24 protein-coding genes are annotated in these 26,425 nt (G+C 57.8%); 7 read left to right on the top strand and 17 right to left on the bottom strand.

The features are described 5' to 3' along the window. The 7 genes from MDG893_RS15915 to MDG893_RS15945 form a co-directional block, all read right to left on the bottom strand. A partial coding sequence (locus tag MDG893_RS15915; RefSeq protein ID WP_007154837.1) for an iron-containing alcohol dehydrogenase occupies positions 1-535 on the bottom strand: 535 nt, incomplete at its 3' end. 45 nt (positions 536-580) lie between these two features. Next, positions 581-1,966, bottom strand: coding sequence for an aldehyde dehydrogenase family protein (locus MDG893_RS15920; protein WP_007154838.1), 1,386 nt, complete (start codon positions 1,964-1,966; stop codon positions 581-583). 9 nt (positions 1,967-1,975) lie between these two features. Continuing rightward, positions 1,976-3,343 carry a glutamine synthetase family protein gene (locus MDG893_RS15925; protein WP_007154839.1) on the bottom strand — a complete coding sequence of 456 codons (1,368 nt, stop codon included), beginning with the start codon at positions 3,341-3,343 and terminating at the stop codon, positions 1,976-1,978. A 102-nt stretch (positions 3,344-3,445) separates the two neighbouring features. Continuing rightward, positions 3,446-4,492 carry a TRAP transporter substrate-binding protein gene (locus tag MDG893_RS15930; RefSeq protein WP_007154840.1) on the bottom strand — a complete coding sequence of 349 codons (1,047 nt, stop codon included), beginning with the start codon at positions 4,490-4,492 and terminating at the stop codon, positions 3,446-3,448. 91 nt (positions 4,493-4,583) lie between these two features. Next, positions 4,584-5,906 (bottom strand): TRAP transporter large permease, encoded by a 1,323-nt coding sequence (locus tag MDG893_RS15935; protein ID WP_007154841.1) that lies wholly within the window; start codon positions 5,904-5,906, stop codon positions 4,584-4,586. Next, on the bottom strand, positions 5,906-6,412 hold the full coding sequence (locus MDG893_RS15940; protein ID WP_007154842.1) for a TRAP transporter small permease subunit: 507 nt from the start codon (positions 6,410-6,412) through the stop codon (positions 5,906-5,908). The genes MDG893_RS15935 and MDG893_RS15940 overlap by 1 nt, the downstream gene beginning before the upstream one ends. A gap of 127 nt (positions 6,413-6,539) precedes the next feature. Then, positions 6,540-7,646 (bottom strand): helix-turn-helix transcriptional regulator, encoded by a 1,107-nt coding sequence (locus MDG893_RS15945; protein WP_007154843.1) that lies wholly within the window; start codon positions 7,644-7,646, stop codon positions 6,540-6,542. Between the two features lie 244 nt (positions 7,647-7,890). Between MDG893_RS15945 and MDG893_RS15950 the strand changes: the two genes are divergently transcribed. Next, positions 7,891-8,781: a metal-dependent hydrolase gene (locus tag MDG893_RS15950; RefSeq protein ID WP_007154844.1), complete on the top strand. Its 891-nt coding sequence runs from the start codon at positions 7,891-7,893 to the stop codon at positions 8,779-8,781. A gap of 29 nt (positions 8,782-8,810) precedes the next feature. On the opposite strand, the gene MDG893_RS15955 is transcribed toward MDG893_RS15950, so the two are convergent. Continuing rightward, positions 8,811-9,908 (bottom strand): GGDEF domain-containing protein, encoded by a 1,098-nt coding sequence (locus MDG893_RS15955; protein WP_007154845.1) that lies wholly within the window; start codon positions 9,906-9,908, stop codon positions 8,811-8,813. A 138-nt stretch (positions 9,909-10,046) separates the two neighbouring features. Then, positions 10,047-10,853: an SDR family NAD(P)-dependent oxidoreductase gene (locus MDG893_RS15960; protein WP_007154846.1), complete on the bottom strand. Its 807-nt coding sequence runs from the start codon at positions 10,851-10,853 to the stop codon at positions 10,047-10,049. A gap of 237 nt (positions 10,854-11,090) precedes the next feature. Between MDG893_RS15960 and MDG893_RS15965 the strand changes: the two genes are divergently transcribed. Continuing rightward, complete coding sequence (locus MDG893_RS15965) at positions 11,091-11,549, top strand: NfeD family protein (RefSeq protein WP_007154847.1); 459 nt, start codon at positions 11,091-11,093, stop codon at positions 11,547-11,549. 2 nt (positions 11,550-11,551) lie between these two features. Further along, entirely contained in the window at positions 11,552-12,586 is a 1,035-nt protein-coding gene (locus MDG893_RS15970) for an SPFH domain-containing protein (protein WP_007154848.1), read from the top strand. Between the two features lie 32 nt (positions 12,587-12,618). Here MDG893_RS15970 and yfbR read toward each other — a convergent pair whose 3' ends face one another. Continuing rightward, positions 12,619-13,212, bottom strand: a complete 594-nt coding sequence (yfbR, locus tag MDG893_RS15975) for a 5'-deoxynucleotidase (RefSeq protein ID WP_007154849.1) — start codon at positions 13,210-13,212, stop codon at positions 12,619-12,621. A gap of 161 nt (positions 13,213-13,373) precedes the next feature. On the opposite strand from yfbR, the gene MDG893_RS15980 reads away from it, so the two are divergent. Then, positions 13,374-14,162 carry a transporter substrate-binding domain-containing protein gene (locus tag MDG893_RS15980; protein WP_007154850.1) on the top strand — a complete coding sequence of 263 codons (789 nt, stop codon included), beginning with the start codon at positions 13,374-13,376 and terminating at the stop codon, positions 14,160-14,162. 12 nt (positions 14,163-14,174) lie between these two features. Here MDG893_RS15980 and MDG893_RS15985 read toward each other — a convergent pair whose 3' ends face one another. After that, positions 14,175-17,117 (bottom strand): DUF748 domain-containing protein, encoded by a 2,943-nt coding sequence (locus MDG893_RS15985; protein ID WP_007154851.1) that lies wholly within the window; start codon positions 17,115-17,117, stop codon positions 14,175-14,177. Positions 17,118-17,322: 205 nt separating this feature from the next. On the opposite strand from MDG893_RS15985, the gene pdxH reads away from it, so the two are divergent. From pdxH to MDG893_RS16000, 3 genes are all read left to right on the top strand, one after another. Further along, positions 17,323-17,958: a pyridoxamine 5'-phosphate oxidase gene (gene pdxH / locus MDG893_RS15990; RefSeq protein WP_040474691.1), complete on the top strand. Its 636-nt coding sequence runs from the start codon at positions 17,323-17,325 to the stop codon at positions 17,956-17,958. Positions 17,959-17,998: 40 nt separating this feature from the next. Continuing rightward, on the top strand, positions 17,999-18,586 hold the full coding sequence (locus tag MDG893_RS15995) for a DNA-3-methyladenine glycosylase I (protein ID WP_007154853.1): 588 nt from the start codon (positions 17,999-18,001) through the stop codon (positions 18,584-18,586). A gap of 219 nt (positions 18,587-18,805) precedes the next feature. Further along, positions 18,806-19,258 (top strand): DUF3429 domain-containing protein, encoded by a 453-nt coding sequence (locus tag MDG893_RS16000; protein WP_007154854.1) that lies wholly within the window; start codon positions 18,806-18,808, stop codon positions 19,256-19,258. A gap of 24 nt (positions 19,259-19,282) precedes the next feature. Here MDG893_RS16000 and MDG893_RS16005 read toward each other — a convergent pair whose 3' ends face one another. From MDG893_RS16005 to MDG893_RS16030, 6 genes are all read right to left on the bottom strand, one after another. Further along, entirely contained in the window at positions 19,283-20,281 is a 999-nt protein-coding gene (locus tag MDG893_RS16005) for a sigma-70 family RNA polymerase sigma factor (protein WP_007154855.1), read from the bottom strand. Between the two features lie 118 nt (positions 20,282-20,399). Then, on the bottom strand, positions 20,400-21,842 hold the full coding sequence (locus tag MDG893_RS16010; RefSeq protein WP_007154856.1) for an aspartate kinase: 1,443 nt from the start codon (positions 21,840-21,842) through the stop codon (positions 20,400-20,402). A gap of 51 nt (positions 21,843-21,893) precedes the next feature. Then, a complete protein-coding gene (gene ectB / locus MDG893_RS16015; protein WP_007154857.1) occupies positions 21,894-23,162 on the bottom strand; it encodes a diaminobutyrate--2-oxoglutarate transaminase in 1,269 nt (422 codons plus the stop codon). Between the two features lie 131 nt (positions 23,163-23,293). Next, entirely contained in the window at positions 23,294-23,809 is a 516-nt protein-coding gene (ectA, locus tag MDG893_RS16020; RefSeq protein WP_007154858.1) for a diaminobutyrate acetyltransferase, read from the bottom strand. Between the two features lie 149 nt (positions 23,810-23,958). Further along, positions 23,959-24,921: a metallophosphoesterase family protein gene (locus MDG893_RS16025; protein ID WP_007154859.1), complete on the bottom strand. Its 963-nt coding sequence runs from the start codon at positions 24,919-24,921 to the stop codon at positions 23,959-23,961. An 11-nt stretch (positions 24,922-24,932) separates the two neighbouring features. After that, positions 24,933-26,336 carry a sodium:solute symporter family transporter gene (locus MDG893_RS16030; RefSeq protein WP_007154860.1) on the bottom strand — a complete coding sequence of 468 codons (1,404 nt, stop codon included), beginning with the start codon at positions 26,334-26,336 and terminating at the stop codon, positions 24,933-24,935. Positions 26,337-26,425: the final 89 nt, after the last annotated feature.

A 26,425-nucleotide genomic window follows, 5' to 3' on the forward strand; every position in this document is an offset into this window, starting at 1 on the left:
TCACGATCGACGGCAGTATTCGGGATGAAAAATGATCTTTTGACGTGGCTCTGACTGTTGACGATGACGCTGGCTCGACCGACCTCCGACCCGGTGCTGCGGTCGTCGGTACCGCGATGATGGGGGCGATCCCGTCGGTATTCGCGCGTCTCCACCAGTCACCAATATCCTCGAAATCCCACACTGGCCGGGTCTGACCGGACATGAAGGCCAGCAGTTTGCCCAAGTCCAGCCCTGAGCCGCCGCCGAAGGCGATGACCCCGTCATGGTTGCCGTCGAGGAAGACGTGCCGGCCCGCTTCCATGTTGATTTCCGTGGGATTGGGGTCAACGTCCGAGAACATGGCCCGCCCAAGACCGGCTTGCTCCATTAAATCGAGCGTCCGCTGGGTGATGGGCAGGTTTGCCAGCCCCCTGTCGGTCACCAGCAACGGCCGTTTAATGCCGGCCTCCGCGCAGCATTCACCGAGTTCAGCGATGCGACCGGCGCCAAAGCGGATATCCGTGGGGTAGGACCAGTTTGCGGAGAGTGTCATTGTCAGCCCCTCGTCAGAGAATAGGGTTGTCTGTTGATCCGGATATCAGTTCACCGGTTTTTTCAGGTAATACGATTTCGGGCGCGTCAGGTTATGGTAGCCGATGATCGAAAGCCCACCACCACGACCGGTGTTCTTGCAACCGGTCCAGCACAGCGCCGGGTCCAGGTAATCGCAACGGTTCATGAACACCGTGCCGGTCTCAATCTGATCGGCCACCCGCGTGGCGCGGTCAATATCTTTGGTCCACAGTGACGCGGTCAGGCCGAATTCGCTGTCGTTCATCAACGCGACCGCCTCGGCGTCATCTTTGACTTTCATGATGCCAACCACCGGGCCAAAGGACTCCTCCCGCATGACCCGCATGGAATGATCCACGTCGATCAGGATTTGCGGCATCAGATAGGCCCCGCCCTGTTCAGGGAAAAGCTCGGGGGCGATCAGGGCCCGAGCCCCGCTGGCAACGGCTTCTGCAGTCTGCTCCCGGACATGGTCGGCAAATCGGACATGCGCCATCGGGCCGAGTGTTGTATCCCTGTCCAGCGGATTGCCAAGCCGGTAGGCACTGACGATGGCGACGGATTTCTCAACGAACGCATCGAACAGGTTCTCGGCGACGTAAATACGTTCAATGCCACAGCAACACTGGCCGGCGTTGAACATGGCGCCGTCAATCAGTGTCTCCACGGCGGCATCCAGATCCGCATCGTCCATCACATAACCGGGGTCCTTACCGCCAAGCTCCAGCCCAACGCCGGTAAAAGTGCCGGCAGCGGCTCGTTCGATGGCCTGGCCCCCATTCACCGAACCGGTAAAATTCACGAAACCGAAGGCTTTTTCCGCGATCAGCGCGGAAGTGGTCTCGTGGGACAGAAATACATTCTGGAAGATCTCCCGGGGCACGCCGGCGGCGTGGAACGCCTCAGCCATGTGCTCACCGACCAGGGGCGTTTGTGAGGCATGCTTGAGAAATACGGCGTTACCGGCAATCAGCGCAGGAACAACCGTGTTCACTGCCGTCATGTAGGGATAATTCCATGGCGCGACAACCAGCACCGCGCCATGAGGCTCGCGCCGAATGTAGCGGTGAAAGGCGGCGCTGTTTTCAATCTCGATGGAAGCCAGCCCTTCTTCCGCCAGATCGGCCATCATCCCGGCACGCTCGTCCACGCCCCCGAATTCGCCGCCATAGCGCACGGGCCGCCCCATCTGCCAGGCCAGTTTCTCCACGATGTCGTCATTCATGTCACCCAGCCGGGCGATGCCGTCGCGAACCCGTTGAACCCGTTCCGACAGCGGCAGGGCGGCCCAGTCCGGCTGTGCGTTTTTTGCCCTGGCGAGCGCCTCCCGCGCGGCTTCCAGAGAAAGCGTTGTGCGCTCCACGTACACGGAACCATCGATGGGCGATATGCATTGAATGGTGGTGCTCATAGCTGTTTCCTACGCCTGCTCAAATCCACGTTTGACTTCGTAATCGGTAACAACACGATCAAAATCTTCCTGCTCCCACTCCGCACAACGCACGTAGTGATCAATGACGTCGTTGCCCATGGCTTCCCGCAGCATGTTTGAGCCGCGCAACGAATCGGTGGCTGCTCTCAACGTGGAGGGGATACTGCGGGCAGACTCGGCGCCATACGCATTGCCGGAGAACTCCGGTTCCAGCTCGAGCTTGCCTTCGATGCCGGCGATGGTGGCGGCAATCTGCGACGCCAACGCCAGATACGGATTGAGGTCCGACCCGCCGATCCGACACTCCACCCGCACGGCGTCGGTATTCGGTGCGACAACGCGGTAACCGGCGGTACGGTTGTCGATGGACCAGACCGTACTGGTCGGGGCAAAGGTTCCGGCGGCAAATCGTTTGTACGAATTCACATAAGGCGCGAGGAAGAAGGTGGTGTCGTTGGCGTATTCCAGTAGCCCGGCCAGCGCATGCTCCATGGTTTTAGACATGCCATGGGCGCCACTGGGATCATAGAACACTGATTTTCCGGTACTGTCCGAGAGAGCCTGATGGATATGGCTGGATGACCCGGCGGCGCTGTGACTCCACTTGGCCATGAAGCTAACACTTCGCCCGTGCTGCCATGCAATTTCCTTGACGGCGTTCTTCACCAGAACGTGGGTGTCGGCCATGGTGAGCGGGTCTGAGTAATGAATGTTGATTTCGGCCTGCCCGGCGTCTGCCTCGCCCTTACTGCTCTCAACAGTGATGCCTGCCTGATAAAGCCCGTTGCGGATGGGCCGCATCACGTCTTCCTCACGGGTGGTCTGGAAGATGTGGTAGTCCTCGTTATAGGGGCTGATGGGCGTCATATGGTGATACTGACGCTTCTGCATCTCCTCAAACGTCTCCCGGAAAATGAAAAACTCCAGTTCGGTCGCCGTGGTCATCTGCAGCCCCATAGCCGACAGCCGCTCCAGCTGTTTTTTCAGTACCGCCCTGGGCGAGTGTGGTACGGGCTCATGGGTGGCGTGATCAATCAGGTCACACAGGATGAAGGCGGTACCCTCAAGCCACGGCAGGCGCCGCAGTGTGGTCAGATCCGGCTTCATTACATAGTCGCCGTAACCGGCCGCCCAACTGGTTGAGGCATAGTTCTCCACCGTTGTCATTTCCAGATCGGTGGCCACCAGGTACTTGCAACAGTGACTCTCTTCCCAGGCGGTGTCGATAAAGTACTGGGCCTGGAAGCGTTTACCCATGAGACGCCCCTGCATATCGGGGATCGCGGCCACGACGGTATCAATTGTGCCGTCCTCGACACACGTTTTCAGTTCTTTAAAAGACAGTTGAGCTGCCATCTCACCGCTCCGCAATATCAGTTAGGCTAAAAGACGCCGCGTTCAGTGACGGTTTGATCCAGGAATGATCGCCACTGAACGCAGGGTTGCTCCGCGACCCGCTCAGGTATACCGATAGGGCCGCCCCGCCTTCTCCATTTTCTCGTTGTATTCCTTGAGGATTTTGACCACCCGGGCCTTGGTTTCGGATTCCTGGGCAACCTCGTCCCAGAACACGCGCGCGGCCTTTTCAACTTCTGCCCACTCCTTGTCCGGAATGGTGGTCAACTTCATCTTCGTGCCGTCTGTACGCAGTTTGGCCTCGCCTCCCCAATACCACCACTGGCGGTAATAATGTGAGCTGTCCATGGTCAGCTTGAGCAGCTCCTTGAGGTGATCCGGAAGCTCGTTGTAGCGGTCCATGTTGGCGAAGAAGGATCCCGCCCAGGCACCAGAGATGTTGTTGGTCAGGAAGTAATTCGTTACGTCCGCCCAGCCCACCGTGTAGTCCTCGGTAATGCCGGACCAGGCGATACCGTCCAGCTCACCTGTCTGCACCGCGACTTCGATGTCTTCCCAGGGCAGTTGAACCGGTACCACCCCGAACTGGCTCATGAAACGGCCGGCAGTGGGGAAGGTGAAGACGCGCTTGCCTTTGAGGTCCTCGAGACTGTGAATCGGCTCTTTGGTGGCAAAATGGCAGGGATCCCAGGCACCGGCGGACAGGTGTTTCACGCCCACCTTGGAATACTCTTCGTCCCAGATTTCATTCAGTCCGTATTGATTGAACAGCACGGGCACGTCCAGCGAATAGCGGCTGGCGAACGGGAAGTAGCCACCGAAAACAGTGACCTCGGTGGGCGATGCCATGGAATCGTCATCGGACTGAACCGCGTCAATGGTGCCTTTCTGCATGGCACGGAACAGTTCCCCCGTGGGAACAAGCTGATCGGCAAAATAGAGCTCGATCTGCATCTCTTTGCCGGCAATACGGTTGAAACTGTCGATCGCCGGTTTGACCACATGCTCTGCCAGGGCCGGCCCGGCGTAGGTTTGCAGCCGCCATCGTATTTTTGGCTCCTGGGCGTAAAGTCTGGGCGGCGTGAGGGCGGCGGCCCCGGCCAGTGCTGCTACGGATGCTGATGCGAGAAAGTTACGTCTTGTGGTCATGGCGACCTCCTTGACTGACGCTTGTTATGGAAGCCAACCCGGCTTCCGGGGTGTTACTCGACATTCGTGTTCATCCAAAAACGTTGACGGATCATCGGTTGTAAACGTACTCCGGCAGCCAGAGCGCAATCTGTGGAAAGGCCATGATCAGCGACAGTGCCACCAGCATCACGCAGACAAACGGGAGAATTGAACTGTAGATATCGCGCAGTGAAATTTCCGGCGGCGCCATGGCCCGCATCAGGAACAGGTTGTAACCGAAAGGCGGCGTCATGTAGGCAATCTGGGTGGTAATCGTGTAGAGCACGCCATACCAGATCAGATCAAAGCCAAGAGCTGCGACCAACGGCACGTACAGGGGCGCCACAATCACCAGCATTGCGGTATCGTCCAGGAAGGTACCCATCAACAGAAACGATAACTGCATCATGATCAGGATCATCCAGGGGTTGAGCCCCAGTTGCTCGGTAAACAGATTGTCGATGGCCTTCACCGCGCCCAGCCCGTCAAACACGGCACCGAAACCGAGGGCAGCGAGGATGATCCACATGAACATACAGGAAATGGCCAGCGTCTGGCGCACAGACGCTTCAAACACGGCCCGGTTCATCCGGCGCTTGAGGATCGCCGCGACAAATGCCGCCATGGCACCGATGGCCGAACTTTCCACCAGACTGGTCCAGCCTTTGACGAACGGCACCATCATGGAAGCGAAAATAACCACCGGGAGAACGCCGGCACGTAGCAGGCGTAACTTCTCGCCCAGGCTGACCTGGCGTTCCTCTTTTGGCAGCACAGGCCCGAGTTCCGGCTGAAGGCGACAGCGCACGGCAATGTAGATGATAAACATCATTGCCATGATCAGCCCGGGCACAACGCCCGCCAGCCAGAGCTGCCCCACCGGCTGGCGTGCAATCATGGCGTACAGCACCAGCACCACCGAGGGCGGCACCAGAATGCCCAGCGATGAACCGGCCTGAACCACGCCGGTCACCATACGCTTGTCATACCCCCGCCGGAGTAATTCGGGCAGGGCGATGGTGGCTCCAATGGCCATACCGGCAACCGACAAACCGTTCATGGCCGACACCAGCACCATCAAGCCAATGGTGCCAATAGCGAGCCCGCCATGAATCGGCCCCATCCAGACATGGAACATTCGATAGAGGTCGTCGGCGATTTTTGATTCCGACAGCACGTAGCCCATGAAGATAAACATCGGCAGCGTCAGCAGCGGATACCAGTTCATCAGCTTCATGGCGGATGAGAACGGAATATCGGAGCCTCCTGTTCCCCACAGCGCCAGCGCTGACGCTGCCGCGACGGCACCGATTGCCCCAAACACCCGCTGGCCGGTCATCAGCATCAACATCATCGAGGCGAACATGAAAAAAGCGATGAGATCGTAAGACATCAGATGTCTTCTCCCCGAATGCGGGCGATGTCTTTGAGAAGCTCCGATACCGCTTGCAACAACATGAGTGAGAAGCCGATGCACATCACCACCTTGATCGGCCACATGTAGGGGCGCCACGCGGATGGGCTGCGTTCGCCGTATTGAATCGCATAGCTGGTGCTGTCGTAGGCGCCATAAAGAAGCACGCCCAGAAAGAAAATCAGGAAGAAAATGGTGAAGACATCGAACCAGGCTTTTTTACGGACGGACCAACTGCCGTAAAACAGGTCCATGCGTACATTGGCGTCCAGCTGGATTGAATAGGGACCGCCCAGAATGTAATACGCCACCATGGCAAACTGCGCAGCTTCAAGCGTCCATAACGAGGGCAGGAAGAAGGCTTTGGAAATGGACGACCACAGCAGAATAGCGACCATGACAAAGATGCCGTACATCACCGCTCGACCAACACGGTAATTCACGGCATCCACGAAACGGATGTATCCGTTGACGAAAGGTGGCATCCACAGACCCCACTCAATGCGTTAGTGAGCCAGTCAGACAGCCGAGTGGCCATGGACTGCTGTTTTTCTGTAGCGAACTTTTAAGCTAGCACAGCATTTTTAATCTGTCGCATTAGCAGGGGCGTGGTCAGGGGCCGACCTCGGGTGCCGGGTCCGGGCCGCCTTCGCGGAACTCGCTGGCCGACTTGCCCGTCCATTTGCGGAAGGCCCGGCTGAAGTTGGACAGGTCCGCGTAGCCCAGCTCATAGGCGATCTCACTGACGGACTGGTTGGTGTACCTCAGGAGCTGGATGGCTCGGTCTTTCAGCACCGCTTCCACAATTTCACGGTAGGTGGTGTCCTTTTCCGCCAGCCGCCGCTTCAACGTACGGGACGACACGCAGAAGCGCTCCGCCATGGCCTCCAGGGACGGCAACGGCCCGGGCATCACATGGAGCATGTTGCGGATGGCGTAGGTGATGTCGCCCTGGTCTTTCAAAGCCTTCTGCAGCTCGAATTCACACTGATCCCTTGCCATGCGAGATGCTTCCGCATCCGCCAGTCGCATTCGGGTATCCAACAGGCCCTTGGGAAACACCATGGTCTCCTCCGGTTGGCCGTATTCGAAAGGCACCGGCAACTGGGGCGCGAACTTGCTGTAATAGGCTGGCTCCGGTGAGGTTAGCTGTACTTTCACACCCGGGAGTTTGCCGCTCACCACAGCAAATCCGCGTTTTTCAGCGTCGTCACGGTCGATCAGTTGCTCCGCCAGCATCATCAGGGTGGCACTGACGGTTTCTGCCAGAAAGCGGTACTGGGTGGGCACGTCAAATTCCGTGCGTAAGCGCACCAGCACATGGTCGCCAGTATCCGTCAGGGTCATGGTGAGAAAGGGCACTCGCAGTTGCAGATAGCGCCGCACCGAATCCAGGGCACCGGCCAGGGTAGGGCTGGTCAGGGCAGCGAACCCTAGGGTGCCATGGATGGTGACCCGCAGCTCGCGCGCCAACGTGAAGCTCAGGCCGTCTTTTCCCGCCAGGGTCAAGGCACGTTCCACCATTACGATGGCGTCGGTGACAAACACCCGACTGTCATTGGACTTCAGATCCTGGGGTGTGAACGCCATGTCTTCATACAGAACACGGTCGTTATGGCCCAACTGCCGCACCACATCCGCCAGCACCCGGAGGTAAACACCGGGAACCAGGAACAGTCCCAGCATCTGCCGTTCTTTTTCCGGGCCCGGGTTCGCCATGCAGGTTCCTTTTCGTTGTGTGAGGTTTGTTGTGGGAAGACTCACTGCCACCGATGCTATCAGAAGCCCGGCACAGCCACACTGTGACTGGAGGCACCGACCACCACGTCAGCATAGTCAATTGAGGCCGACCCTGGCCCTTCCTCCACGATGGCCGTCCCCTTTTCGCATTCAAAGCCCGCGTTGACTCACACACACTGGTCCCATCCCATCAGCCATAGCGCCCAAGCGCAGGAGTAATGACATGCTGAGAACGAAAACCACTGAGTCAAAGCCGGTTGCACGCACCCCGGACAACGTTGCCATCAAGCCACAGCGTATGGGGTTTGAATTCGGGGAAAAGGTTCCCCACTACTGGCTGGACAACAGCTACATCCTGAGTCACACCATGAACGCCCTGTCTGTGCTGTTCCCGCAGGGCGAGCAGTTTTTCGTGGATGCGGTGCGTTACTACCAGGACCAGATCAACGATCCCAAGCTGAAAAAAGAAGTCAGGGGCTTTATCGGCCAGGAAGCCATGCATTCGCTGGAACATAAGTCCATGAACCAGCATGTGCGGGATCAGGGCATGCCGGTGGAGGAACTGGAAGAACACCTGGAAGTAGTTCTGGGCATTGCGAAGAAGCTGCCCAAGCGACACCAACTGGCCATCACCTGTGCCCTGGAACACATGACCGCAATGATGGCGGACATGCTGCTGGCGCGCAGCGACGTACGTGAGGATATGCACGAAACCATGCGCCCGTTGTGGGTGTGGCACGCCATTGAGGAAACCGAGCATAAAGCAGTCACTTACGATGTGTTCCAACAGGTGGGTGGCACTTACGCCGAGCGTACGTTCTACCTGGCGTTCAGCACAGCCGCGTTGGGTGTGATGGCCAGTTATTTCACCACACGAATGATGCTGAATGATCCGAAGAGCTTCTCACTGAAGGACTCTGCCCGTGGCTTGTGGCGGATGTGGGGGAAAAACGGAACCTTCTCCAGCCTGATTCCCACATGGCTGGAATACTTCAAGCCCGGATTCCATCCCTGGGACCATGACAACAGCGAGTTGATCGCCCGTTTCAAGGAGCAGATCAACGAGTACATTGCCCCGCAGTATCAGAAGGGAAATCGCCGGACTATTCAGTAACCCTGTATGTCAGTAACCCTGGATGATCACTAAGTCCGTGCTGTCGCAAGCGGGCCTTTGACCGGCGAAAGGCCCGCCCTGGCGACCCTGTTGCGCCCGGCCCGTTTGCTGCTGAACAGGCAGCGGTCGGCAATCCGGAACAACGTCTCGGCTTCGATGGCATGATCGGGATAATGTGCAATTCCGAACGATGCGGTCACCCGGATCAGGGCATCACCATAGGGTAGTTCGCTGTCGGCAATACGCTGACGCAACTCGTCCATCAACTGGAAAGAATCCTCGAGTTTCACATCCCGCAAAATCAACCCGAATTCCTCGCCACCCAATCGCCCCACTGCATCAGTGATGCGCAGACGTTCGGTGAGCTGCTTGCCGATGTTTTGCAGAACATGGTCGCCAGCGTCATGGCCCATGGTGTCATTCACGACCTTGAAGTGGTCGATGTCCATAATAACCAGGGCAAATCCCGAGCCACTGCGGGCGCACTCCGCGAGGGTGCGGTCCAGCGTGCTCTGGAAGTTCGCACGGTTGGCCAGTCCGGTAAGCGCATCGGTCTGTGCAAGGGTGAACAACTTCTGCTCGGCTTCCTCACGACGGGTTTCGTATAGATGGATAAAACCCAGCATCAGGATGGCGCAGAGCACCATGTTTAGCAGATCGATCACGCCGCCGGCATCAGCGACAAACTCCAGGTGAAAGTAGAAGGTGATACAGCCTGCCACCATGAACGGCGCACTGAGCAGAAAACCTTCTCTCTTTCCCAACAGCAAATACGCCAGAACCGGTATCATCAGCACCCACACGAAGGCAGACACCGAGGCTTCGGGTACCAGCATGATCAGCAAGGCGAAGGAAAATCCCGTCACCAGATAACTGTAGATCCACACCTGAAGGCGAGGCGTGCGATTGATTCGGGTGATCCCAAAGAACAGAATCAGGCTCGCAATGAGTTCCCCTGTCGCGAGCCAGATATAGCCGTTCAGAATTTGCAGGCAGCCAAAAACCACCAGTGCAGAACCGGTCACAAGGAACAGCGCTCGCATCAGCGAGCGACGGTGGGTGTCCCGGAGGCCTGAGCGGCTTTGTTCAAGCGACGCACCAAGGTCCGGGTGCTGAGAAGTGTTCATGCTGCCTCTTTCCCTGAAATACAGCGAGATTGGAGTATCGGTGGCTGTATGTAAAATATACAGCGGCAGTCACCGGGCTTCAATCACCCCGGCGAACTGCCGCAGAACCACCGACATACGGCAAGCATGAAACAGGATTCAGACGTAAAGATTTTTCCGTGAAAAACGCTCAACCAGAGGCTGGTAGGCGGACCCCAGAACCCGGTTCAGGGCATCAATGCCCCAGGCATCGGGCCCGACCAGGATTCGGGACTCATCCTTCAAAATACCGCGAACAATGATATTCGCAGCCTTGTCCGGAGTGGTCATGGCGAGCTTGTCGAAGCCCTTACGCTGGGCTTCGGCGTTCTCCGACTTGCCCATGCGCGCCGCATTCGCAATGTTGGTGCGGATGCCACCTGGATGAACGCAACTCACCGCGACCGGCTGCTTTTCCAACTTCATTTCCTGTCGCAGAGATTCAGTAAAGCCACGAACCGCGAATTTAGCCGCGTTATAGGCGCTTTGCTTGGGTACCCCAATCAGTCCGAACACGCTGGAAATATTCACCACGTGACCATCCCCAGAGGCTATCTGGTGCGGCAGGAAAGCCCGAGTGCCATGGGCAACGCCCCAAAAATCGATGTCCATGACCCACTTGAGGTCCTCGTCAGTCATCTCACGCACCGACGCCGACAGGGCAACCCCGGCATTGTTAATCACCAGGTTTACCTGGCCGAACTCCTTGGCGACCTGCTCAGCATGCGCGTAGATGGCATCCCGGTCTGACACATCCAGGGTGTAGGTGCGAACTTCCGCCCCGCTGCAGCCAGCTGCGGTTTCCGCAAGGCCGGTCTCGTTGACATCGGAAAGCGCCAGTCGACAGCCCTTTTCCGCCAGGGCCACAGCCAGTGCCCGGCCTATGCCGGAACCCGCGCCGGCTACCCTGTTGTTCAGATCTTTCATGGTCGATGACCTCTTGTTGTGCGATGTGTTGCTTACTCTAACAGGTGTCGCGCCGCTGGATATGGCAAAAACGCGCCTATGACCGGGGCATTCGGGCCACCCGCGCACAAGGTTCAGCAGCACCACGAAAGTCGTGACTCCTTCCCCACGAATGTGCACAATCCGGGACGACGTTGACCGGGTTTGATAACAATCTCCTGGCCAACCCTTTTTCCTGTCACTAGTGGATATTGCTGTATGGAATGGAGTCTCACGCATTTCTGGCTGATACTCGCGCTCGTGTTGAGTCTCGCAGAACTGACGTCCGGTGTGCTGGTGCTACTGGCACTGGGTATCGCAGCTGCTTTGACGGCGCTGCTGACCGCTCTCGGTGCCCCCTTTGAATGGCAGCTGGTGGGTATGGGCGTGTTTTCGGGGATTCTGGTGCCCATTGCCATTCGCTGGATCAAACCGAGGTTTTCCCCCAAGGGGGTCGCTTACGGGACAACCGGCACCGGCGTCGAGCAGGGCAAACAGTACCGCACGCTGAAGCGCGACTTTGACGGCGCCAGTGGCATCAAGGTCAACGGCGACTTCTATCGCCTGCGTACAAGCGATACCGGCATGACCGAACTGCCCGCAGGCACCGAGGTCATTTTCGAACGTTTTGATGGCACTACGGCCGTTGTTCACACGATCACTCAAAAGGAGCAGTAAACATGGAAAACGTAGTTTCCCCAGGGCTGGTGATCAGCCTTATTCTCGTCGCCATTGGCATTTTCATCATCGCCAAGGGCCTGGTGATTGTGCGCCAGTCCGAAGTGATGGTGATCGAGCGGCTAGGGTCATTCAATCGCATACTGGAGAGTGGTGTTAACATCATCATCCCTTTCATTGAGCGCCCACGCGCCATCACCATGACCCGCTACGTGCGCATCGGCGACGAGTACCACCCAAGCAGCAGCTTCGAAACCCGCATTGACCGCCGCGAAACCGTCATGGATTTCCCCGGTCAGCCGGTGGTGACCACCGACAACGTCACCGTGAACATCAACGGCGCGCTTTACTACCAGATTATCGACCCACGCCGTGCGGTATACGAAGTGGCCAACATGAGCCAGGCGGTCGAGGTTCTGGCCAAAACCACCCTGCGTTCTGTGGTGGGCAAGATGGAGCTGGACAAGCTGTTTGAATCCCGTAGCGAAGTGAACAACGCCATCCAGGCCGAAATGGAAGAAGCGGCATCAAAGTGGGGTGTGAAGCTGACTCGCGTCGAGGTTCAGGACATCAGCATGCCGGAAGAGGTGGAAGAGGCCATGCGCCTGCAGATGGCCGCCGAGCGTAAGCGTCGCGCCACGGTGACCGAAGCCGAAGGTGAGAAGTCTGCCGCCATTGCCATGGCCCAAGGCCAGCGGGAATCCGCCATCCTCAACGCTCAGGGCGACAAGGAATCAGCTATCCTGCGTGCCCAGGGTGAGCAGGAGTCCATCCGTCTGGTCTTGAGTGCCATGGGTGACACCGAAGAGAACAAGCAGACCGTAATCGGCTATCTGTTGGGGCAAAGCTACATCAAGGTGCTGCCGAACATGGCCAAGGAAGGGGAACGGGTCTTCGTGCCCTACGAATCATCCGCCCTGCTGGGTTCCATGGGCATGTTCCGGGAGCTGGCGGGCAGCCCCGAAGACATCGTGCGCCAGAGCGTGAAGCAGGACGGCCTGCGCGGTGGCATGGTGGCGTCAGCCGGCAACAGCTAGAACACCCGGACACTCAGCAGCCTCGACAACCTCTATTCCAAGAGGTTGTCGAGGGGCCGCTGATAACCCGGCGCAAACACTTCCAGGAAATACATCACTTCTGGCAGGGCGTCATCCTCGAGTTTTTTCAGGATATGACCCGCCGCTGGCTCAAACTCCTTGTTACCCGCCTGAATTTCAGCCTGGCATTTCAACAACGCCGAGAGCCGGTCGGCCGCCTTGATCAATTCTTTCTCCTCCTGTTCCCATCTGGATTCGCGAATATAAGGCGCAAAATCCTCCCGCAGATCCGCCGGCAGCAGCGCCAGCAGCTCGGCCTCCGCCTTGTGCTCGATGTCTCCGAACGCTTCCCGCATAACCTGAGAATGGTATTTGACCGGTGTCGGCATATCGCCTGTAATAACCTCTGTGGCATCGTGGTAGAGCGCTGCGGCAGCGATCCGGTCAGCGTTGACCTGCCCGCCAAAATGCCGGTTACGGATAATCGCAAGCGCATGGGCCAGGGTAGCCACCTCCCAGGAATGAGTGGCAACATTTTCCTCAATCGCGTTACGCATCAACCCCCATCGCTTGATCCACCGCAGGCGAGACACATAGGCAAAAAAATGACTGAGAGGGCGTTTCATATTGGGCGCTTCACGTTTTGCATGAGTTTATAGTTGGCCTCTTTTGACTAAGATTAAACAGTGGTAATGTGAATGAACGTTCAAACCTTGATGCCGGGAAGCACTTTACTTTGAAACTCCAACTCCGATTTAAGCGCAGACATCTACGGAAAGTCGCCCTTGTGGTACTGGGCTTAACGTTGACGATCGGTTTTACAACCACTGCTTCGGCCCAAACCGACATCGCCGTCGGTGTCTACAACTTCCCCCCGGTTGCTGGTGTGGACAGTAACAACCAGGTGGAGGGCCTACTCGGTGATGTGCTAAGAGAGCTCGAATCAACCAACGACAACGTCACTTTCCGGATTGTCTACACCTCCCCAAAACGCAGACACATGGACTTCGACGCGGGATTGTACGACGTTATTTTCTTTGAGAACCCGAGCTGGGGCTGGGAAAACCTGCCCGTTAACACCTCCCGACCGATTCTGATGGACGAAGACGTCTATGTCGCCCTCAACAAACCCGACCGTGACCAAAGCTTCTTTGACAACGTCACCGAGCGACACCTCGTTGCCATCTCGGGCTATCACTATGGCTTTGCCGGCCTGTCTACGGATAACGCCGAGCTTGAGAAACGATTCAGTATCGAGTTTTCCCACAGCCACAGCCGTAACCTTGAACTGATCAAGGCGGACCGACCGTCATTGGCCGAAGTGGCCGTGGTCAGTCGCTCCTACCTTCAGAGCCACCTGAACGACAATCCCGAGGACAGTGGCAGGTTCCTGGTGTCCGATACCCCCGATCAGACCTATCTCCTCCATATCATGGCACGGGAAAACGGCCCCATCGACGCAGACACATTGGAGCAACTGCTGTCGCCTCTATTCAAAGACGGGCGGTACCAGCAATTTGTCGATAAACGCGATCTCCAGTTACCGCCAGGCATCCCTGAGCCGGCAACGCCTTGATCCCAGCCGCTGTCACCGCACATCCAGCTCGAAGCTGATGGTTACGGTGCCGGCCTCATCGGCCGTGGCATCGCGCACAGGGTCAAGCAGGTATACCTGATTATCTGATGCTCCATGCTCCTGCAGCATTTGCTCCCGGAGCCATACGCCCCGGGATGTTGCCAGATTGCCCAAGGCCTCTGGCGGCAGTTCGATATCCGCTATCAGCCGCTTCACCAACGCCTGTTCCCATTCCCCAGGTTCTGCATTCCCGCCGGCAACATCGTTTCGGAAAGACTCTACCGACGACACATAATCCGAATCCGCGTATGCCTGCTCAAGCCGAGCGATGCGCGCTGACGCGGCAGCTCCATTCGCGATGCCCAGTTGCTCAAACAATTTCTGCCGCCGCAACGCATCTCCGTCTGTCTCTGGCGCGACCGCTCCACGAACGTTGAGCGCCAGACCAGGGCGTTCACTCAAAGCCTTGCCTAATGCTTCCAGTTTTACGCCTTCCCCCTCGGCAAGCTCGGTGCGCCCCGCCTCAAAACGCACACTGCCCAGTTCTTCTCCCGACAGGCCGGCAAAATCCGCAATCGAACCCAGCATGCTGAATGGCGAAGTGGCGGCTTTGGCCACGAGGTTTACGAATGTCTTCATAACAACCTGGCCGATACTGAAGTCCGGACTTTCCAGGTCTCCGCTGATGGGCAGGTTGATATCGATGACACCCTTCCGGTCGCGCAGCAACGCCAGGCCAAGCTTGACCGGTGCACTGACGGCCTCGTCACTCGGAACGGGGCCCCCAAGCTCCAGCCGGTCCAGGATGACGCTGTTGGCAGCATCCAGGCGGCTGCCGGAAAACTCATAATCCAGATCAAGCTTGAGTTTGCCACTGTCCACGCTGTACCCCAGGTAACGACCAAAATACGGCGACAGCATGGGCAGGGAGACGTTTTCCATGGTTAGCTTCAGATCGCTGGTATCGTCAGTGCCCAGAGCGCCCACGGAACCGTCCAGCGTCATGGTTGCGACATCGCCAACCCGCCCCTGGATCGAGATCTGACCCTGTTGCGGTGCCACGTTGCTAACCCCGGTCACCGATCCGCGCAGCTGGTCGAACCGGGTTGCGAACGTCGGGTCCAGGGTCCGATCGGTGTAGGAGATAACACCTTCTTCCAACATCAGTTGGCCAATACGGAAGATAAAACCGGGTTCGCCGTCGCTACCGGCTGTTTCTCCAACTGGCGCGGGCTTATCCGACGGCGAGGACCTGACGATCCGCTCAACATTATGAACGCCGTTGCTGTCGCGAACCACGTTTATCGCAGGCCCCACCAGGGTAATGGTGCCAATCTGCAGCCGTGCTGGCGCGACGTTGTACTCCAATGGCTCCAGGCGCACACTCTGCCAGCGGATCAGGGGCTGATCACTGTCGCCAAGGCGCATATCCAGAGAGGCCACCTCGCCAGTGCCGCTAAAAGTACCCGTCAGCGGGTCCCGTTGTTGATCCAGGTCCAGATTGCCATCGACAGACAACAGACCATCCCTGACCTCCAGGTTCGCCGCCTGGTTGATATAGGCGCCAAACTGAGAAAGGGCAATTCCGCTGCCAGACAGCCCGGCTTCCAACGTAAAAGGTGCCAACGTGGCCTGGCCATTGATCGACAGTCTCCCACCTCCGTTCAATGCACCACTGGCGTTGTAATTGACCGGTTCCTCCAGACGATGGGACATCTCACCAATAGTGATCGACAGGTCCTCAAGGGCCAGGTCGGCGGGCATTGGCGGCTGCTCGTCCCGCCAATTCACGGCGCTGTTGGCCAGTTCCACGCCGGCCACCGTCCAGCGGAAAGGCGCACCTGTGCCGCCATCGTCACTGCCTGATTCGTCCGCACTATTCTGGAATGGCGCCAACACGTTGAGCTGTCCATTCGAATCCCTGCGCAGGGACAAGCTGACACCATCGATGTTCACAGTGCCGGTGGACAGCTCCTGTTCGTTAAGCCCGAAACGGATATCCCCCACGCTCAAACGGTCCGCGCTCAGCAGCCCATTTTCGGTTTCGGCCTCATCGGTTTCGGCCTCAAGGCCGAGATCGACATCTTCGATCGTGAGCTGGCCCTCAGAGGTGGTCAGATACAGGTTACCGGCAGAACGCAATTCGTACTGCGAGCTGAGTGTCACACTGCCGCTTCGCAGTTGGTAGGGAAGATAGGGTTTGAGGAAATGCTGCAGGGTTTCGTGGGACACGTCACCCAGTTTGAGGAACCCTTTCGAATAGAGAGGGGCAATGCTCAGGTTCCCTTCCCACTCAATGGTCTGGCTGCCGACCGCCGCCAGTAGGTAATAGTTGCTGTCGGCGTCCTCACGGGGCCAGGTTGCCAGGTCGTTCAATGCGATATCCAGGGGCGTAACCCGGAATTCCTCCTGGCCTTGCTGGCTGAAATCCCGGAACAGCAGTTCGCCACCCGAGACCCTGATCCGGTCGAAATAGATTCTGGGCGGCTCTCCGGAATCCGCCGCCTCGGCCGCCGGTTCTTCGCCACCCGGATTGTTGGCCTGCCAGTCCCGGGCAAAGTTAACGCTGTAGTCCTCCAGCAAATCCAGGCGAACGTAGGGTTCTTCCAGTTCGATGTCCTGCAGCGCGATGATTCCGGTGAGCAATCGCCAGACGCCGAGGTTGGCATAAAGGCTGTCAAAGGCAACCACCGGTTCCCCTCCAGCGTCCCTGGCCTCCAGCCCAACGGCTTCAACGCTCATGGTGAAAGGGTTCACCTGGATCTCCTCAATTCCAGCCTGCCACCCCATATGTTGTTCCAGCCGCTCCGGCAGCGTTCGCTCCAGCCACCACGGCAGTAGCGCATACCCGGCAATGGCATAGAGCACCACAAGCACCAGTACCACTATCGAGATATTTCTGGCAGACAATCGTCGTTTGCGGTTCACAGCCACCGGGCTCTCCTTGTTTTTCATTGCTGACAGGCGCGACCTGTCGCCAATCTGTTCATCAAGGATAGCCCGCCAGTCACCGGTTTGTCAGCCGGATGGGTTGATTGGAGGGGATGGAGAGGGTGATAGGGAGGGTGATGATGAGGGGGATGGACTGACATGGAGCGACGAACCCGATATTCTGTTTTCACCGTACCAGGCAACGAAATCCCTCATTCAGGAAACCCGGATGGATATTAGTGATATGCGCCGCGACTTCGAAAGCGAAGGCCTCGAGCGCAATGCCCTTGATGACAATCCCGTCAGACAATTCCAGGCCTGGTTCGAGGATGCCCGTGAGGCCGGCATTCTGGAGCCCAATGCGATGTCACTGGCCACTTCGGGCGGAGACGGTATGCCCGACATACGAACCGTCCTGTTGAAATACTTCGACGACGCGGGCTTCGTGTTCTATACCAACTACGGCAGCCGCAAGGCCCACGAAATGGCCGAAAATCCAAAAGCCGCCCTGCTGTTCCCCTGGATCGGGCTGAACCGCCAGGTGCGGATTCAGGGCCATGTGGAAAAAGTCAGTAAATCCGAATCCTTGAGGTACTTCACCTCACGCCCCAGGGGCAGCCAGATTGGTGCCTGGGTATCGGAACAGAGCAGGGCAATCAACTCCCGCGGTTTGCTGGAACAGAAAGTGGCCGAGATGAAACGACGGTTCAAGGACGGGGCGATCCCGCTACCCGATTTCTGGGGCGGTTACCGCGTGGTGCCGGAACGAATCGAGTTCTGGCAGGGGCGGCCGAGCCGCCTGCATGACCGCTTTGAATACGTCAGACAGGGCGATGGCTGGCACATCGACCGTCTACAGCCGTAACCCGCACGGCTCCACCAACCTCAGGCGAGAAGGCAGGACTATGGATGATCAACAACGCTGTCCCTGGTGTGGCGATGACCCACTCTACGTTCACTACCACGACACCGTATGGGGCCGGCCCGAATACGACGACCTGGCGCTGTTTGAAAAGCTGTGTCTCGACGGCCAGCAGGCGGGCCTGAGCTGGATCACCATACTCAAGAAACAGGACAACTACCGCGCCGCCTACGACCATTTCGAACCTGAACGAATCGTCCGTTATGACAAGGTCAAAGTCGACGCTTTGCTTCAGGACACCGGCATCGTCCGTAACCGCCTGAAAGTTGAGTCCATCATTCGCAACGCCCGAGGCTACCTGGAGCTACGGGATCAGGGCCACTCGTTCAGCGACTTCCTGTGGTCGTTTGTCGGTGGAGAGCCTATCCAGAATCGCTGGCAGCGCTTTACCGACGTACCGGTTTACACACCCGAGGCCGAAGCCATGTCCAAGGCACTGAAAAAACGCGGCTTCAACTTTGTCGGGCCCACCATTGTGTATGCCTTCATGCAGGCTACGGGCATGGTCAATGACCACCTCGTTCAGTGCCCCCAACACGCCGCCTGCCGCGAACTCGCGAATAATGTCTGACGCTTATTGCCGCGGCGTTACACGACTGGAATGATCCCAAACGATCCGTTGCTCGTAAGTCCGTGGGTAGCACATCATCCCCGCGTTTTATGGTGAGAGTCATACGGTGAGAATAACCCTGGAAGAACTCAGGCAGTCGACCAACCCGGCCATTGAGAGGGTGGGCATGGAGCCCACCGCTATCGGACCTATGCGGACTAGGGTTCAGGGGAAACACTCGTGATTGCCGTCGCCAGACTGGCGATTGTCGTCGGCATTGGCGGCCTCCTGCCGTTCCTTGCTGCCATTCTCGGGCTTTTTGCGTTGCCTGAACACAGCGTGGCCATCTCCAGCTACTTCTACCTGTACAGCGCGGGCATTCTGGCCTTTATGGCGGGCATCTATTGGCCATTGGCGATGCAACTTGAGAACCGGTGCTACCCGATTTCTCCCCTGGTAACCATGTTGTTGAGCCAAGTGTTCTTCATCACCGCCGGCATTGGCCTGCTGCTGCCTGTAGCCGCCCAGATTGTTGTTTATACACTGGCCTATGTCGCGCTCTACGTGGTCGACGCCCGCTGGATGAAAGGCTATTGGCCGGACTGGTATCTGAAATTGCGGCTGGCACTGACGGCTGTCGTGCTGGTCTGTCAGGTTGCGGCGGGCGTCTGGTTCGTCATGGCTCAGGGCTAAGCCAGCCGAACCCCGCTCCGGACACTAACCCCGAACCTCCTCATTAGGGTCGACGAATCGGCCCTGCAACTTTTTCAGGGCACTTTTCTCTATCTGCCGCACCCGCTCCCGACTTATTCCCAGATCATCAGAGATGACCTGCAAGGTCTCCGGCTCTGGGAGGTCCAGTCCGTAACGCCTGGCCAAGACATCCTTTTCCCGCGAGCTCAGTTCCGCCAAAAGAGTGGCCAGTGTCCGCTTGCGGTCACGCTGGGCCATGTCGTGGTCCGGCGCGGACTGATCGTCTGCGCTGAGGCTCTCCCCCAGCGTAATATTACCCTCCGTGCTCACCGGTAGATCCACCGACACTTCCATACTGGCCAGCGCCCGCAGTTCACCAATGCGAGACGGCGACACCTCAATTTCCCGCGCCAGTTCGGTCTGCGACGGCGTGCGACCCAACGTCTGGTACAGAGCCAGGGATGTTCTCTGCAACAGGCGGATTTCATCGACCACATTTTCAGGGGTGTGCACAAGCCGGGTTCCGCGCTTCATGCATCGCTTCACCTCTTCGCTGATCCACCAGTAGGCATAGGTCGAAAAACGAAAGCCCTTGGTAGGATCAAACCGCTCCACGGCCTTGATCAGACCCACGTTGGCATCCTGAATGACATCCGACATGGGAATGCCGCGATTGGCATAGCGCCTTGCGATATGCACCGCGAGACGGAGATTGCTGCGAATCAGCCGCTGGCGACTTGAGGTGGCAAGATGGTAAGCACGACGACATCGCGTCGAAAAAGCACAGGCGTCGCCCAGGCTTCCGACCACTTCGCGGAATGTCTGGGGGGTACCTTCTGGCAAGGACAGCTCAGCAGATATGATCCGATAGCAGAAGGTCAGTCGCCGTGAAAGTCGGCGTTCGCTCTCATTGGTAAGCAATTCGTAACGGGACGCATCCCTGAAGTACAGCCCCACCAGGGATTCCGTTTCGCCGGAATGGGCTATGGTCGGAGACGGCCCCGGGCTCTGAACATCAGTCATGGCACAGGTTCCGATCGCAAATTTACAGAGAATACGCGCGGAACAGAGTCATGGATCCCCCGTTGCCGGGGGCACAGACCGTCAGTGCGGCAATTACCGACGCAGAGAAACTCGCAGATTAGGCCGCAACGATCGCGTACTCGTGGTTATGAGGCTCAATCAGCGCACCGTGAAGCGCCACGATGGTCTTCTCATAGGCGTCTTCGTCCACCACGAACTGGATGTCCACCTGCCGCATGCACTGGTGCAGGGCCAGAACGCTGATGTCCTCGTCCGCCAGAGCCTTGACTGATCGAGACAGGATGCCCGACACCTTGATGTCACTGCCAATGGCAGACACGATCGCCACCTTGCGAGTGCTGATTTCGGCGTTGGGAAACTCGTCTTTCAGTGCCCGGACCACTCGTTTGACGTGCTTGAGTGTGCTGTCCACGTAGTGGGTAATGGTGTTGGCGTTGGTGTCCTTCGATACGAAGCGCACCTTGAAGCGACCCAGCACTTCCAGAATGCGACGGTCGGAACCGGGCTCGCCCTGCATGTCCTGATCGAACACTTCAATGGCAAACACGCCTTTGTTACCGGCGATGATCTCTACCTGAGGCTTTTCACTGACATAGTCGCCGGTGATCAGCGTACCGGTGTGCTCCGGCTCGAAGGTGTTCATCACCCGCAGCGGAATTTCGTTCTGACGCATGCCCTTGCCAGCGCGCGGGTGGATAGCTTCCATACCAAGGTTCGCCAACTGGTCGGCAACGTCATAGTTGGTGCGCCCCAGGGGAACGACCTTGTCCGCACCGACAATGTTGGGGTCAGCGGAGCTGAGGTGGTATTCCTTGTGGATGATCGCTTCGCGGGCGTTGGTAATCACCGCGACCCGGCTGAAGGTCATCTCGCTGTAACCGCGGTCAAAGGTGCGCATCAGGCCTTCCTTGCACTGGGCATAGCCTGTCACGATCGGCAACTCACGGCTCAGATCCACCGCATCGAACGCCTGCTTGAGCTTTTCATCCAACGGCAGCAGTTCGTTGTCGCGCCACCCGGTCAGGTCCACAAACCGCGCGTTGATGCCTTCCTGCTGAAGCTTCAAGGCGGTGTTGAAAGCACTGTGGGCCTCACCAATGCCGGCCAGCATTTCACGAACCGTCAGCAGATGTTCCTCAAGCTGGAACTGCCCGTAGGAACACAGCCGCTGCAGATCAATCAGGCAACCGCGAACGCCTTCGATGCGGTCGGTGATGAACTGGTCCGCCTGCTGCTTGAGCATGGGGTCCGGGAACAGCTCGCCATTGATGTCGGTCAGGAACTGGATCAGTTTGGTGAGGTCATCGCCCCAGGCCCAATCCGACTCCGCGTCGGCAAACAGGGCATAAACGCCCGGCTCACCGGTTTTCTTGTGCTCCAGCAGTTCGTCGGTGACACCGCCATAAGCGGAAACCACGAAGATGCGCTGATAGAGATCGTCCTGTTCGCGCCCGCCGAGAATGATGTTGTCGCGCACCGCCTCGTAATTGCTCATGGAGGTGCCGCCAATTTTCTCTACGGTGTGTTGTTCGCTAGTCATAGTGTTACCGTCGTTATCCTGCAGAATGAGTTTTGGGGAATGGCGAGTGTCTCAGGACGCCTTGCTCATTCCTTCCTGCATGATTTCGTCCACGCTTTGACCAAGAAGTTTAGCACCTTTGCGCAGATCATCCTCGCTGGTGGTCAGCGGCATCAGGCATTTGATTACTTCGTCATTGGGGCCGCTGGTTTCAATAATCAGACCCTTCTCAAAAGCCCGACCGGTGATCTTGTCCGTCACTTCGGCGTGGGTGGCTTCAATGCCACGCATCATGCCCCGGCCTTTCATCTTGAACTCGCCCGGGTACTTGTCACAGATTGCCTGCAGCCCTTCAGCCAGTACCTGGGTCTTGGCTTTCACTTCATTGGCAAAGGCATCGTCTTTCCAATAGGTCTCAACCGCAGCGCGGGCGGTTACAAAGGCCATGTTGTTGCCCCGGAAGGTGCCGTTGTGCTCACCCGGCCCCCAGACATCAAGCTCCGGTTTGAACAGCACCAGTGCCATCGGAAGACCGTAGCCGCTCAGCGACTTGGACACCGTCACGATATCCGGCTTGATGCCCGCAAATTCGAAGCTGAAGAACTCGCCGGTACGGCCGTTGCCTGCCTGAATATCATCGACAATCAGCAGAATGTCGTGCTTCTTGCACAACTTCTCCAGGCCCTGCAGCCATTCGGCACGAGCGGCGTTCAATCCGCCTTCGCCCTGCACCGCTTCAACGATGACCGCTGCCGGCAGTTCAAAACCGGAGGAGCCGTCGGACAGCACCTTGTCCATGATTTCCAGGGTATCTACGTTCTCACCCAGGTAGCCGTCGTAGAACATGAAGTCCACATTGCCCAGCGGGGTGCCAACGCCACCACGATGGTGCTTGTTGCCTGTGGCCGCGACCGCGCCCATGGTGACGCCATGGAAACCGTTGGTGAAGGACACGATGCCATTACGGCCTTTCACCTTGCGGGCCAGTTTCAGGGCCGCTTCCACACAGTTGGTGCCGGTAGGGCCGGTAAACTGCATTTTGTAGTCCAGGCCACGGGGGTCCAGGATGTGCTTTTTGTACGACTCGATGAAATCGTGCTTGGCGGTGGTAAACATATCCAGACCCTGGCTGACACCATCGCTTTCAATGTACTCGAGCAGCGCTTTCTTGAGAATGTCGTTGTTGTGGCCATAGTTCAGTGACCCGGCGCCGGCCAGGAAGTCCAGGTATTCCTTGCCATCTTCGGTGTACAGGTGTGCGTTCTTGGCACGGTTAAAAATCACCGGAAAGGCACGGGAGTAAACGCGTACTTCGGATTCGGTCGACTTGAAAAGTTCCATTGTCTTGCCTCTTAGCATGTCAGGTTCGAGGTAACTGTGCGGTAGCACGTTGGTTGAAGCCGTTGTGACAGATTCACCTCAGCAATCTGCCGGCTAGTCCAAACAGGGGTATCGATCGTTCAGGAAGGCTGCTACGCCGACTTTGTGAAAGGCCCGATGCGGAGCAGGAACTCGGAGTCGTGCTTGCCGCCAAAGTGGGTGTCTTTCTCAAAGTGCTCGTGGTAGGTCAGTTCAGCACCCATGTCACGGGCAAAGGACCGGAACAGCGCCCAGGAAGCCTCATTGTCTTCGGTGATGGTGGTTTCCATGTGGGTCACGTCTTTGCACGCATCCCTGGCCACAATCGCCTTCAGCATCCGCTTGGCAAGACCCTGCCCACGACCTTTCTCGTGAACGGCCACCTGCCAGACAAAAACGGTTTCGGGCTGTTGGGGGGGAATATATCCGGAAATAAAGCCGACCAGATCGCCGTCTATCTCCGCGGCCACGCCGGTTTCGGCAAAGTGGCTGCACTGCAGAAGGTTGCAGTAAATTGAGTTGGGGTCCAGCGGGGGGCATTGTGCCACCAACTGATGAAGCCTGTAGCCATCATCCTTGACCGGCGTGCGGAGGGTGATGGCGGTGGTATTCGAGCCTTCTGATGTCATAACGTGATCGATTCGCCTCAAAAAGTTAGCGTTAAATTATATAGACCACAAAATATATTTCAAGTCGGCGCTCCGGGGCCGCCAACCCCGGTGACTACCTCTCACCTTCAGAATAGACATTATTACACCAACCGCCAGTGACAAATTCGTTACCTCATTGAGGACGTCACTGAGGGAAACATAATGTCATCAGCGGTTATCGAAGTCCCTCCAACGATCCGCTCCCGGTATGACACAGAGGCCGCTGAACCCGCCGGCCAGAGCCGGTCAAACTGCTCCAACCAGGCGTCGACATCATAGGCCACGGGTAGCAGTGAGACATTCAGGCCCTGGCGCTCAAAACCGACAACCGGCTCAGCCACGGGGCTCATCAGACCAATCCGGGTAACCAGCCCGCGGGGGTCCTGCCGCAGGTTCCCCATTCCGGCTGCCCCGTTGTTGGCAACCACACAACTTCGCTCACCCACCGTACCCGACCACAGTACTGGCAGGCAGGTGTGGGTGGAGACAATCACATCAGCACCGCTGGCTCGGAACCACTCCGTCAGCTTCGCCTCGTTATCAGCCACAAAGGATTCATGGGCCAACCCCCAACCGGCAAGGGATTCCGGATCTCCGTGAATCACCAAAACCTTTAGGCCTCCAAATAACAGGCAGCGATAACGGGGCAAAAGAGATAACCGCGCCTGAATGTCGGAATGCTCTCCAGCCACCCCCTGCAACCGCTCCATGATGGCATTGGAACGTGCCACGACGCCCTCATCCACGAAGTCCGGATAGGCGCAGCCGCAGCCAGCGCCGTCATTGGGATTGGCCAGCTCATAATCCACGTTGCCCAGGCTGACAATGTGCTCCAGCACCCGATTGTTGATCTCCCGGAACAGCCCGTCGGCGGCGTTAAACCAGTTAAAATCCCCGTTAAACACCAGCGTCACCTGACGGCCCTGGCGCTCCTCCTCCCTCGCCAATCGCTCGATTTCATCCAGGGCATGAGGGTTTCCGTACAGGCCGCCGATAACATACAGCACGTCCCCCGCCACCTGTTGCGGCTCAGAACACAGCGACGCCGGATCGTAGCGATACGCCAGCGGACAACTCCGGCCCTCGGTCACGACACCACCTCCTAAACCTCCCCGGCTGCCAGAGAGCGCCCGGCAAGTCGGCGGACGACCAGCGGCACAAAGAAACCGGCGGTGCAGATCAGGAAGCCGTAGGCGTTTACACCCAGCAGCATGGCGTATTTGCCGTCACCGATGGCCCAGCTGGCGGGAATCAGCCCCGTTGCCAGCAGCACACCCAGGCCCAGGCCGGTCCAGAAACTGAGATGGAAGCTCCAGGGCGACCAGCGGGTAAACCCGTAGAACAGGAACACCGGGGCCAGCCCCATCACCATGGTGCCGGAAATGGTGGTGGCCTTGAGAATGTCGGTGCCGGCGAACATCGGCAGGTTACCCAGCAGTGCGAACACAATCATGATGACCGCGCCCACACGAACGCTCGGCAACCGGTCTTTGGCACGTTTCGCCAGCCGTGGCAGATCCACCGCCAAGGACTTGGCCAGCGAACTGAATGTGGAATCCAGCGTGGAGCCGGCGGAGGTCATCATTACCACACTCATGAAGAAGAGCGCCGCCAACCCAAGCGATTGTCCGACAGCCGCGGGCGCATTACCCATGGCCTCAATGCCATTGAGCCGTGCGTGAACACCAACAAGACTGAAGATAAACACCGCCACAAAGCCCAGCAGCCCTGCCACCACGAAGCTCTTCAGCATGGTTTTTTCCTTGTTCACAAAGCCGCGGTCGGTTAGCACCGGATCGTGGAAGGGGTAGCTGAACATCTGCAACAGCGCGACGAGCAACAGGTCAAAGCCGGCATTGAGCTTGAACTCACCATCGGTGAGCAGGGCACTGGTGTCATTGGCCGGCACAATCAGGAACAGTACCGCGCCGACAAAGAACACAAACACGAACGCCTGAATCACATCCGTGAAGATCGACGACCGCAGGCCACCTTTCAGGCTGTAGGCGAGGGTAAAGACAGTAAACAGCATCGCCGCGGAGTAATACTCCCACTCACCCGGCAGCCCGAAATAGCCGCCCACCACGGCAGTGTTACTCCAGACTTCGTTATACAGACGGATCAGGATGGCCGCCGCAAACGCCAGACTGGCCAGCCGGCCAAAGCGCGACGTGAGGAAATCCTGCAGGCTGCGGGCACCGGTCTGGGTCCGAATCAAATATATGATGTAGCCGGCCACGGGAATCGACAGCCAGTAACTGGCGTACGCCAGACCGCCGGTGACACCATAAGCAGCCCCCAGGTTGGCCGCGTTGGTCACCGACTTGGCAAAGATCCAACTGATGAAAATACTCGCCGTCAGCGACCACTGACTTACCGGGTTACCCTGATCATCCGCACCTTTATAGAACGAATTGGCGTTTTTGCTCTTGGGCGACAACACATACATCACCACCCCATAAACCACCAAAAACCCCCAAAACAGGGTCGCTTCCGTGAAATTCATCGTCTGTCTTTTCCTCGTCCGTACTTTTTTTAGTCCAGCGAATTGCAGTCATTCACCCCCAGACCGCCAACTCCCAGCAACCAGTCCTA

Origin of the sequence: Marinobacter algicola DG893 (genome assembly GCF_000170835.1) — a bacterium.
In the GTDB taxonomy this organism is placed as follows: domain Bacteria; phylum Pseudomonadota; class Gammaproteobacteria; order Pseudomonadales; family Oleiphilaceae; genus Marinobacter; species Marinobacter algicola.

Excerpts from the sequence above, each read along its gene's own strand:
- MDG893_RS15920 (WP_007154838.1), bottom strand. The coding sequence starts at position 1,966 with ATGAGCACCACCATTCAATGCATATCGCCCATCGATGGTTCCGTGTAC.
- MDG893_RS15925 (WP_007154839.1), bottom strand. The coding sequence starts at position 3,343 with ATGGCAGCTCAACTGTCTTTTAAAGAACTGAAAACGTGTGTCGAGGAC.
- MDG893_RS15930 (WP_007154840.1), bottom strand. The coding sequence starts at position 4,492 with ATGACCACAAGACGTAACTTTCTCGCATCAGCATCCGTAGCAGCACTG.
- MDG893_RS15935 (WP_007154841.1), bottom strand. The coding sequence starts at position 5,906 with ATGTCTTACGATCTCATCGCTTTTTTCATGTTCGCCTCGATGATGTTG.
- MDG893_RS15940 (WP_007154842.1), bottom strand. The coding sequence starts at position 6,412 with ATGCCACCTTTCGTCAACGGATACATCCGTTTCGTGGATGCCGTGAAT.
- MDG893_RS15945 (WP_007154843.1), bottom strand. The coding sequence starts at position 7,646 with ATGGCGAACCCGGGCCCGGAAAAAGAACGGCAGATGCTGGGACTGTTC.
- MDG893_RS15950 (WP_007154844.1), top strand. The coding sequence starts at position 7,891 with ATGCTGAGAACGAAAACCACTGAGTCAAAGCCGGTTGCACGCACCCCG.
- MDG893_RS15955 (WP_007154845.1), bottom strand. The coding sequence starts at position 9,908 with ATGAACACTTCTCAGCACCCGGACCTTGGTGCGTCGCTTGAACAAAGC.
- MDG893_RS15960 (WP_007154846.1), bottom strand. The coding sequence starts at position 10,853 with ATGAAAGATCTGAACAACAGGGTAGCCGGCGCGGGTTCCGGCATAGGC.
- MDG893_RS15965 (WP_007154847.1), top strand. The coding sequence starts at position 11,091 with ATGGAATGGAGTCTCACGCATTTCTGGCTGATACTCGCGCTCGTGTTG.
- MDG893_RS15970 (WP_007154848.1), top strand. The coding sequence starts at position 11,552 with ATGGAAAACGTAGTTTCCCCAGGGCTGGTGATCAGCCTTATTCTCGTC.
- yfbR (WP_007154849.1), bottom strand. The coding sequence starts at position 13,212 with ATGAAACGCCCTCTCAGTCATTTTTTTGCCTATGTGTCTCGCCTGCGG.
- MDG893_RS15985 (WP_007154851.1), bottom strand. The coding sequence starts at position 17,117 with ATGAAAAACAAGGAGAGCCCGGTGGCTGTGAACCGCAAACGACGATTG.
- pdxH (WP_040474691.1), top strand. The coding sequence starts at position 17,323 with ATGGATATTAGTGATATGCGCCGCGACTTCGAAAGCGAAGGCCTCGAG.
- MDG893_RS15995 (WP_007154853.1), top strand. The coding sequence starts at position 17,999 with ATGGATGATCAACAACGCTGTCCCTGGTGTGGCGATGACCCACTCTAC.
- MDG893_RS16005 (WP_007154855.1), bottom strand. The coding sequence starts at position 20,281 with ATGACTGATGTTCAGAGCCCGGGGCCGTCTCCGACCATAGCCCATTCC.
- MDG893_RS16010 (WP_007154856.1), bottom strand. The coding sequence starts at position 21,842 with ATGACTAGCGAACAACACACCGTAGAGAAAATTGGCGGCACCTCCATG.
- ectB (WP_007154857.1), bottom strand. The coding sequence starts at position 23,162 with ATGGAACTTTTCAAGTCGACCGAATCCGAAGTACGCGTTTACTCCCGT.
- ectA (WP_007154858.1), bottom strand. The coding sequence starts at position 23,809 with ATGACATCAGAAGGCTCGAATACCACCGCCATCACCCTCCGCACGCCG.
- MDG893_RS16030 (WP_007154860.1), bottom strand. The coding sequence starts at position 26,336 with ATGAATTTCACGGAAGCGACCCTGTTTTGGGGGTTTTTGGTGGTTTAT.